Source organism: Pseudonocardia sp. McavD-2-B (assembly GCF_024124365.1).
GTDB classification, from domain to species: Bacteria; Actinomycetota; Actinomycetes; order Mycobacteriales; family Pseudonocardiaceae; genus Pseudonocardia; species Pseudonocardia alni.
Window position 1 is genome coordinate 1 of sequence record NZ_JAMXSG010000254.1, and the last position, 8,768, is coordinate 8,768.

The 8,768-nt window shown below is 74.6% G+C and carries 7 protein-coding genes and 1 pseudogene; 1 reads left to right on the forward strand and 7 read right to left on the reverse strand.

Annotated features, from left to right (window positions below):
* The 5 genes from NH602_RS24690 to NH602_RS24710 all read right to left on the reverse strand — a co-directional run.
* The coding region (locus tag NH602_RS24690; RefSeq protein WP_253069029.1) for a hypothetical protein at window positions 1-464 on the reverse strand (464 nt) is incomplete at its 3' end.
* Window positions 465-469: 5 nt separating this feature from the next.
* The gene (locus NH602_RS24695; RefSeq protein WP_062404557.1) at window positions 470-1,381 is read right to left on the reverse strand and encodes an RluA family pseudouridine synthase; all 912 of its coding nucleotides are present in this window, start codon (window positions 1,379-1,381) and stop codon (window positions 470-472) included.
* 10 nt (window positions 1,382-1,391) lie between these two features.
* Window positions 1,392-1,940: a signal peptidase II gene (gene lspA / locus NH602_RS24700; protein WP_073573910.1), complete on the reverse strand. Its 549-nt coding sequence runs from the start codon at window positions 1,938-1,940 to the stop codon at window positions 1,392-1,394.
* A gap of 43 nt (window positions 1,941-1,983) precedes the next feature.
* Window positions 1,984-3,462, reverse strand: coding sequence for a potassium/proton antiporter (locus NH602_RS24705; RefSeq protein ID WP_073573911.1), 1,479 nt, complete (start codon window positions 3,460-3,462; stop codon window positions 1,984-1,986).
* A 28-nt stretch (window positions 3,463-3,490) separates the two neighbouring features.
* A complete protein-coding gene (locus NH602_RS24710; protein WP_073573912.1) occupies window positions 3,491-4,300 on the reverse strand; it encodes a bifunctional 2-polyprenyl-6-hydroxyphenol methylase/3-demethylubiquinol 3-O-methyltransferase UbiG in 810 nt (269 codons plus the stop codon).
* Window positions 4,301-4,399: 99 nt separating this feature from the next.
* Here NH602_RS24710 and NH602_RS24715 point away from each other — a divergent pair, with 99 nt between their 5' ends.
* Entirely contained in the window at window positions 4,400-4,978 is a 579-nt protein-coding gene (locus tag NH602_RS24715) for a hypothetical protein (RefSeq protein ID WP_253069030.1), read from the forward strand.
* A 23-nt stretch (window positions 4,979-5,001) separates the two neighbouring features.
* Here NH602_RS24715 and ileS read toward each other — a convergent pair whose 3' ends face one another.
* Both ileS and NH602_RS24725 read right to left on the reverse strand, forming a co-directional pair.
* A complete protein-coding gene (gene ileS / locus NH602_RS24720; protein ID WP_179760355.1) occupies window positions 5,002-8,187 on the reverse strand; it encodes an isoleucine--tRNA ligase in 3,186 nt (1,061 codons plus the stop codon).
* A 266-nt stretch (window positions 8,188-8,453) separates the two neighbouring features.
* Window positions 8,454-8,768 (reverse strand): annotated as a pseudogene (locus NH602_RS24725) (hypothetical protein); the annotation flags it as partial.

Genomic DNA, 8,768 nt, shown 5'->3' on the forward strand with positions numbered 1-8,768 from the left:
GCCTCCGGGGTGGCCGCTCCCCCACCGTCGCGGGTGGCGCGGTCGGCGTCGGCCTCGGCGGCGTAGGCGGCCCGCTCCCGGGCGACGCCGAGCGCGGCCGACGGGTCCCCGGTGCCGGTGACCGGCTCGAACCGCAGCGCGGTCTGCACCCGGTCGAACGGCACCCGGAACACCGCGGTCGTGGTCGTCGTCCCGGAGCCCGCGGCCGCGGCGTCGGACGGGGCCAGCGGGCGGGTGAACTGCACGAGCGCGGGCACGGACACCCCCGGTGCGGGCAGCGTCGCGGGCAGCCCGGCGAGGTAGCCGGCGACGTCCTGGCCGGGGTCGGGACCCAGCCGCACCGACCCCGTCGCCGCCGGGGCCCCGGCCGACGGCCCGGACCCGGCGGCCCAGACGGCGCCGAGGAACACCACCGCCATGACCGCGGCGATCCACGCGAGCGCGCGGGTGCTCAGCCCCCTCACGCCGCTCAGTCCCGCAGGACGTCCAGCGCCGCGTCGAGGTCGGCCGGGTAGGGGCTGGTGAACTCGACGTGCCGACCGTCGGCGGGGTGGGCGAACCCGAGCGTGCGGGCGTGCAGCCACTGCCGGGACAGCCCGACCCGCTTGGCCAGCGTCGGGTCGGCCCCGTAGGTGATGTCGCCGACGCAGGGGTGGCGCAGTGCCGAGAAGTGCACCCGGATCTGGTGGGTGCGCCCGGTCTCCAGGTGCACGTCGAGCAGGCTCGCCGAGCGGAACGCCTCGATGGTGTCGTAGTGGGTGACGCTGGGCTTGCCGCTCTGCATCACCGCGAACCGGTAGTCGTGGCGCGGGTGCCGGTCGATCGGGGCGTCGATCGTGCCCGAGGACGGGTCCGGGTGCCCCTGCACGACGGCGTGGTAGCGCTTGTCGACGGTGCGTTCCTTGAAGGCCCGCTTGAGCTCGGTGTAGGCGTGCTCGGAGGTGGCGACGACCATCACCCCGGTGGTGCCGACGTCGAGCCGGTGCACGATGCCCTGCCGCTCGGCGGCGCCGGAGGTGGACAGCCGGAACCCGAGCGCGGCGAGCCCGCCGGTCACGGTCGGCCCGGTCCAGCCCGGGGAGGCGTGCGCGGCCACCCCGACCGGCTTGTCGACGACGACGATGTCGTCGTCGGAGTGCAGCACCGTCAGGCCCGCGACGACCTCCGCCGGACCCTCGATGACCGCGGGCGCCGGGGCGTCGGGCAGCTCGACCTCCAGCCAGGACCCGCCGGGCAGCCGGTCGGACTTGCCGGCCTCGCGGCCGTCGACCGAGATCCGGCCGGACTCGGCCAGGGTCGCGACGACGGTCCGGGACAGGCCCAGCAGCCGGGACAGCCCGGCGTCGATCCGCATGCCGTCCAGCCCGTCGGGCACCGGCATGCTGCGTACCTCACCCACGTTCGCGGCTCCCGTCGATCTCGATGCCGCGCACGGCCATCAGCACCAGCAGGATGCCGCCGCACACGATGCCGGTGTCGGCGATGTTGAACACGGGGAAGACGCTCCCGTCCGGGGAGAAGAAGGCCAGCATGTCCACGACGTGCCCGCGCATCGGCCCGGGCGCGCGGAAGAACCGGTCGACCAGGTTGCCCAGCGCACCGCCGAGGACCAGGCCGAGGCCGATCGCCCAGCCGGTCGAGGCGAGCCGCCGCGCGATCCGGATGATCACGCCGACGACGACCACGGCGACGATCGTCAGCACCCAGGTGTAGCCGGTGGCCATGGACCAGGCGGCGCCCGGGTTGCGCAGCAGCGTGAGGTAGAAGAACCCGTCGATCACGGTGACCGGCCGCTGCCCCTCCAGCGTGGCGACGGCGGCGATCTTGGTGACGAGGTCGAGCGCCAGCCACACCGCGGCGATGCCCGCCAGCAGCGCCACACCGCGCCGTCGTACGGCGGGGTCGATCGGCGCGGTGGGGGGTGGGGGGTCGGCACTCACACCCGTGATTATGCGGGTCGCCCCGACACCGCCGACCGGCCGGTCAGCCGGCCCGCCCGCTCGGCCGGCCCCGGCCCTCGTGCCAGCGGACCAGTTTGCCGCCGCGGTCGACGTCGCGGATCCGCCGCTCGGTGTCCTCCCGGTTCTCCCGGGTGCTGACGACGAGGAACTGGTCCCCCTCGCGCAGCCGGGTGTCCCCGCCCGGGGAGAACGCCTCGGCGTCGCGTACGACCAGGCTGACCGTGGCCCCGCGGGGCAGCCGCAGCTCGCGCAGGTAGACGCCGTGCAGCCGGGACCCGGGGGGCACCTTCACCTGCAGGAGTTCGGCGTCGACCTCGTCGAGCGGGGCGGCGTCGACCTCGACGCCGCGGGTGTCGGTGCGCGAGACCACCCCGAGCAGCCGCGCCACCCAGGGCAGGCTGGTGCCCTGGACCAGGGTGAGCAGCACGACCAGCACGAACACGACGTCGACCAGCCGTTGGTTCTGGCCGCCGCCCTCGGTGACCGCGACGAGGGCGAGCACGATCGGCACGGCTCCGCGCAGCCCCGCCCAGGACAGGAACGCCTGTTCGCGCCAGGGCACCCGGAACGGCAGTGCGGCGGCGGCCACCGACAGCGGCCGCGCGGCGAGCAGGACGACCGCCGCGCAGATCAGCGCGGGCACCACGGCGGCGGGCAGCCGCTCGGGCACCGCGTACAGGCCGAGCAGCACGAACAGCCCGATCTGGGCGATCCACCCGGTGCCCTCGGCGAAGGAGACGACGCCGCTGCGGTGCGGTAGCCGGGAGTTGCCCAGCACCAGCGCGGCGCAGTAGGTGGCGAGCAACCCCGAGGCGTGCACACCCTGCCCGGCGGCGAAAGCCAGCAGGCAGGACGCGATCGCCGCGAGCGGGTACAGGCCGGTCGACGGCAGCGCGGCGCGGCGCAGCGCCCAGGCCGCGCCCAGCCCGAGCAGGACGCCGACGACGGCGCCCGCGACGAGCTCGTAGACGACCAGCAGCGGCGTCGTCCAGCTGATGGCCTCGGTCCCGGCCAGGACGACGACGGCGATCACCACCGGCGCGTCGTTCATCCCGGACTCGAGCTCCAGGGTCCCGGCGAGCCGTTGCGGGACGGCGACCCCGCGCAGCACGGAGAACACCGCTGCGGCGTCGGTGGAGGACAGCACCGCGCCCCACAGCAGCGCGGTGCGCCACTCCAGGTCGAGCAGCAGGTGCAGCAGCCCGCCCGCGACGGCGATCGACACCAGCACCGACAGCGTCGACAGCAGCAGCCCGAGCCCGAGCGCGGGCCGCACCGCCGACCAGCGGGTGGTGAGCCCGCCCTCGGTGAGGATCAGTACGAGCGCGGTGAGGCCGAGGGACTCGGTGAGGCCGGTGTCGTCGAACCGGATGCCCAGCACGGACTCGCCGAGCAGCACGCCGATGCCCAGGTAGAGCAGCAGCGACGGCAGGCCGAGCCGCACCGAGACGCGCACCGCGAGCACGCCGAGCAGCAGCACCCCCGCGGAGATGCCGAGCATCAGTTCCAGACTCACCGGGGCCCCCTGCTCAGGGCGACCAGGTCAGGGTGACGGCGTCGGTGCGCCGCGGCGGGAGGTCCACCAGCGCGGCGGCGACCTCCTCGACGCGGTCGGCGGGCAGGCAGAGCCGGCGGGTGACCCAGGCGGCGTCGTGCGGCAGGCGGGCCGCACGGGTCCAGGTCAGGACCTCCGGGGCGACGCCCTGCTGTTCGCGCAGCACCGCGACGGCGTCGTCGTGGGTCGCCGACGGCGGCCGGACCACGTCGTGGAAGCGCTCCCACAGCGGGTCCAGCCAGGCCAGCGGGTGCTCGGTCAGCATCTCGACCACGACGCCGCCGATCCCGCCGCGGGTGCGGACGGCGCCGGTCAGCGCGGCGAGGAACGGGGGCAGGTCGACGACGTTGTGCAGCACGTGGTGGCAGACGACGACGTCGTGCCGTCCGGCGTCCCCGGCCGCGTCGGGCCAGCTGCCGTGCACGGTGCCGTGGGGCAGGTCCCGGGCGCGGGCCGCCGCGGCGAACACCGCCAGCATGTCGGCCTGCCGGTCGACGCCGACCACCCGCGCCACCGGCGACGGCTCGGGCCACGCCGCTCCGAACACGGCGTCCCCGCCCCCGCAGCCGACGTCGAGCACCGACGCCCCGGCGCAGGTCCACGCGGCGGCACGCTCGGCGATCGCCCGCGCCGCCCGGTGCGACGGCGTGTCGGCCGGCTCCGCGGGCGGGGTGAAGTCGGCGGGGTCGTGGGTCCACGGGTCGGCGGGGGCGTACCGGAGGACGTGGTCGGGGATCCCGCGGCCGAGCTGGCGTTCCCGCCACCGTTCCGCCGCGTCACCCATGGGGTGAGGATAGGGCCCGGTGGTTCTGCGGAGTTCCGGCCGGTCCCGGTCGGCCAGGCAGGCCGTCCCCGTGCCCGATCGACCCCGCCCGCCCCGGTGGTGGCTGCCGCTCACCGTCGTCGTCGTGGTCTCCCGACCGCGCTGGTGCTGTGGTCGCAGCGCGAACCGCTGCCGTCGCCGGCCGAGGGCGCGGCGCTGCTGGTCGAGGCGGCGACGGGCCGGGAGCACTCCGGCGGCACCGCCGACTGCCCGGTCCTGGACGGCGACGACCCGGTCCTCGGCTGCCGGATGCACGACGACGAGGACCGCCACGGTTGGCGCACCGTGCGCGTCGACGGGACGTGGGTGGAGGGCTACCGCGGGCGCACCCCGCAGGAGGTCGTGCGGACCCGCTGGGACGTCCCGGTGTCCGCCGACGGCGTCGCGGAGCTGGACGTGGTCGTCCCCGGCCCCGGCCCGACCGGGACCCACACGTCGGCCGGGGTCCTGATGTCCGCCGTGCGCGACCCGCTGCGCGCTGCGGGCCAGGACGCGGTGCTCCTGTCCCCGCGCTGCCCGCCGGTGGCCGAGGGCGCGACGGTCGCGTGCCGGATCGACGGGGTCCCGGCGACCGTCGAGGTCACCCGGGTCTCCGGCGCCGACCACCGCGTCCGTCTCACGGTGGCACCCCGCCCCTGAGCGGTGGTCGGCGCCGGTACCGGTCAGGCCCGGGCGACCGCGGCCGACAGCGTGACCGACGCGCCGTCGGGGCCGACGACCTGCCCGCTCGACCCGCCGTCCCCGGCGGCGCCGTAGGCGACCGAGGTCGCCAGCACCTCCCCGGCGACGAACGCCTCGTGGGTCCGGACGGCGTCGAGCACCGCGTCCGGCCCGTCGAGGGTCAGCGCGATCCGGTCGGACACGTCCAGACCCGCGTCACGGCGGGCCTGCTGCACGACGCGCACGACGTCGCGGGCGGTGCCCTCCGCGGCCAGCTCCGGCGTCACCGTGGTGTCGAGGACGACGAGCCCCGCGTTCCCGGGAAGGGCCTGGGTCCGCTCCGGGTCGGCGGCGACGAGCTTCTCGGTGAACTCGCCCGGCTGCAGCGCGATCCCCGCGGCCACGACGGTGTCGCCCTCCTGGGACCATTCCCCCGCCTTGACCGCGCGGATGCAGGTCTGGACGTCCTTGCCCAGGCGCGGTCCGGCGACCCGGGCGTTGACGGCGATCTCGAACCGGCCGTGCGTGGCGACGTCGTCGGTCAGCTCGACCGAGCGGACGTTGACCTCGTCGGCGAGCAGCCCGGTGAAGTCCTCCAGCGCCGTGGCGTCGCTCGCGGCGACGGTCAGCGCGGGCAGCGGCTGGCGCACCCGCACCTTCGCGGACTTGCGCAGCGACAGCGCCGCGCTCGCGACCTGCCGGATCCGGTCCATCCCGGCGACGAGGTCGGCGTCGTGCGGCAGCCCGGCTCCGGCCTCGCGCTGCGAGACCGACGGGTCGGACCCGGCGGGCCAGTCGGTGAGGTGCACCGACCGCTCCCCCGTGAGACCGCGCCAGATGGCCTCGGTGGTCAGCGGCAGCAGCGGCGCCGCGACCCGGCAGGTCACCTCCAGCACGGTGTGCAGGGTGTCGACGGCGTCCTGCCGCACGGCCGCGTCCCCGGACCAGAACCGCTCCCGGGACCGCCGGACGTACCAGTTGGTGAGGGTCTCGGCGTGGTCGCGGATGCGGTCGCAGGCCCCGGCGATGTCGTAGGCGTCCATCGCCGCGGTGACGCCGTCGACGAGGTCGGCGGTCTTGGCCAGCACGTACCGGTCGAGGACGTGCGGGCTGTCGGTGCGGAACGTGCCGCGCTCCCCGCCGGCGTAGAGCGACAGGAAGTACCAGGTGTTCCACAGCGGCAGGATCGCCTGGCGGACGCCCTCGCGGATGCCCTGCTCGGTGACGACGAGGTTGCCGCCGCGCAGGATCGGGCTCGCCATGAGGAACCACCGCATGGCGTCGCTGCCGTCGCGGTCGAATACCTCGTTGACGTCGGGATAGTTCTTGCGCGACTTGGACATCTTCGCGCCGTCGTCGCCCAGGACGATGCCGTGCGCGACGCAGTTGCGGAACGCGGGCCGGTCGAACAGGGCGGTGGCCAGCACGTGCAGCGTGTAGAACCAGCCGCGGGTCTGGCCGTTGTACTCGACGATGAAGTCGCCCGGGTAGTGGTGCTCGAACCAGTCGCGGTTCTCGAACGGGTAGTGGACCTGCGCGAACGGCATCGAGCCGGACTCGAACCAGCAGTCGAGCACCTCCGGCACCCGGCGCATGGTCGAGCGCCCGGTCGGGTCGTCCGGGTTGGGCCGGGTCAGCTGGTCGACGTAGGGCCGGTGCAGGTCGGTCGGGCGCACGCCGAAGTCGCGCTCGATCTCGTCGAGCGAGCCGTAGACGTCGGTGCGCGGGTGGCGCGGGTCGTCGGACTGCCACACCGGGATCGGGCTGCCCCAGTAGCGGTTGCGGGAGATGCCCCAGTCGCGGGCGCCCTCCAGCCACTTGCCGAACTGGCCGTCGCGCACGTGCGCGGGCGTCCAGTCGATCTCCTGATTGAGCTCGACCATCCGGTCCCGGAACTGGGTGACGCGCACGAACCAGGAGTCGACGGCGCGCTGGATCAACGCGTTGCCGCAGCGCCAGCAGTGCGGGTACGGGTGGTCGTAGGTCTCGTGGCGCAGCAGGACGCCCTGCGCGTGCGCGTTGCCGTCCTTGAGGTCGCGGATGACCTGCGGGTTCGCGTCGAACACCTGCATGCCGGCGTACGGCGGGACCTCGGTGGTGAACTCGCCGCGGGAGTCGACCGGGTTGACGACCTCGATGCCGGCCGCGTCGGTGACCTCCTTGTCCTCCTCACCGAAGGCGGGGGCGATGTGGACCAGCCCGGTGCCGTCCTCGGTGGTGACGTAGTCCGCGGCGAGCACGCGGTGGGCGTTCTCGCGGCCGGTGAAGAAGTCGAACGGCGGGGTGTAGCTCGCGCCGAGCAGGTCCGACCCCGTCACCCGCGCCAGGACCGGCGGCTCCTCCCCCAGCTCGCGGGCGTACGCGGCGACCCGGGCCTCCGCGAGCAGCCAGCGCTCGGAGTTCGCCTCCACGACCACGTAGTCGACGTCGGGGTGCACGGCCACGGCGAGGTTCGACGGCAGGGTCCACGGAGTGGTCGTCCAGACCAGGGCGAGGGCGCCGTCGGTCTCCGGGCGGTCCGGCGTCGACAGGCGCAGCCCGACGGTGACGGCCGGGTCCTGCCGGTCGGTGTAGACGTCGTCCATCTTGGTCTCGGTGGCGCTGAGCGGTGTCTCGCAGCGCCAGCAGTACCAGAGCACCCGGAAGCCGGAGTAGACGAGACCCTTGTCCCACAGCGACTTGAACGCCCAGAGGACGGACTCCATGTAGTCCAGGTCCAGGGTCTTGTAGTCGTTGTCGAAGTCGACCCAGCGGGCCTGGCGGGTCACGTAATCGCGCCACTCGCCGGTGTAGCGCAGCACGGACGTACGGCACGCCTCGTTGAACGCGGCGACGCCCATCTCGTCGATCTCGGACTTGTGCTTGATGCCGAGCTGGTTCTCGGTCTCGACCTCGGCGGGCAGGCCGTGGGTGTCCCAGCCGAAGCGGCGCTCGACCCGGTGACCGCGCATGGTGCGGTACCGCGGGACGACGTCCTTGACGTAACCGGTCAGCAGGTGGCCGTAGTGCGGGAGACCGTTGGCGAAGGGCGGACCGTCGTAGAAGACGTACTCGTCGGCCCCGTTCTCGCCGGCGGCGCGCCGGTCGACGGAGGCGCGGAAGGTGTCGTCGGTGTCCCACGACGCGAGCACGTCCTGCTCGAGCGTCGGGAACGACGGGTGCGCCGGGACGTCGGGATAGCCGCTCACGTGTGTCGCTCCTCGTGCGTGCTCTCGCTTCGCACGGGGACGACGACGGCTCTGGAGAGCCGGGCCGCGGTACCACCCCGCTTGCCCGTGCACGGGTGCACGGGCCTCTCTTTCGACGGCGATGACGGGCCGCACCCGTCCGGTTCTACTCCGGCCCGGGGCCGTTTCTTCCGGAGGCTCCCCGGTGATGGCCGGATCGGTGCCTGTGGAACCAGGGTAGCGCGCGGTCGCGCCCCGTTATTCCGTGGGGCGCGCCGCGCTGCTGGTCAGCGGGCCTGGGCGGGGTGGCGGTCGCCGAGGGTCCGGTTCGGTGCGCACCAGCCGCACGGCGTGAACCCGAGCTCGACGGCCTCGCTGACCGGCAGCGGGATCACCGGGCGACCGGTGAGGGCCCGGCAGGTCTGCACGTGGTACCGGGGGTGTTCGTCGATGACGAGCACCTCGTCGGGCAGGCGCGCGGCGAGTGCGGCGAGGGTCGGGTCGCGCGGCTCCTCCGGGGAGTCGCCGTCGGTCCCGGTGGGCGCGTCGGCCCCGACGGCGTCGGCCGGGGTGCCGTTCGTGTCCACGCCGGCTCCGGCGGG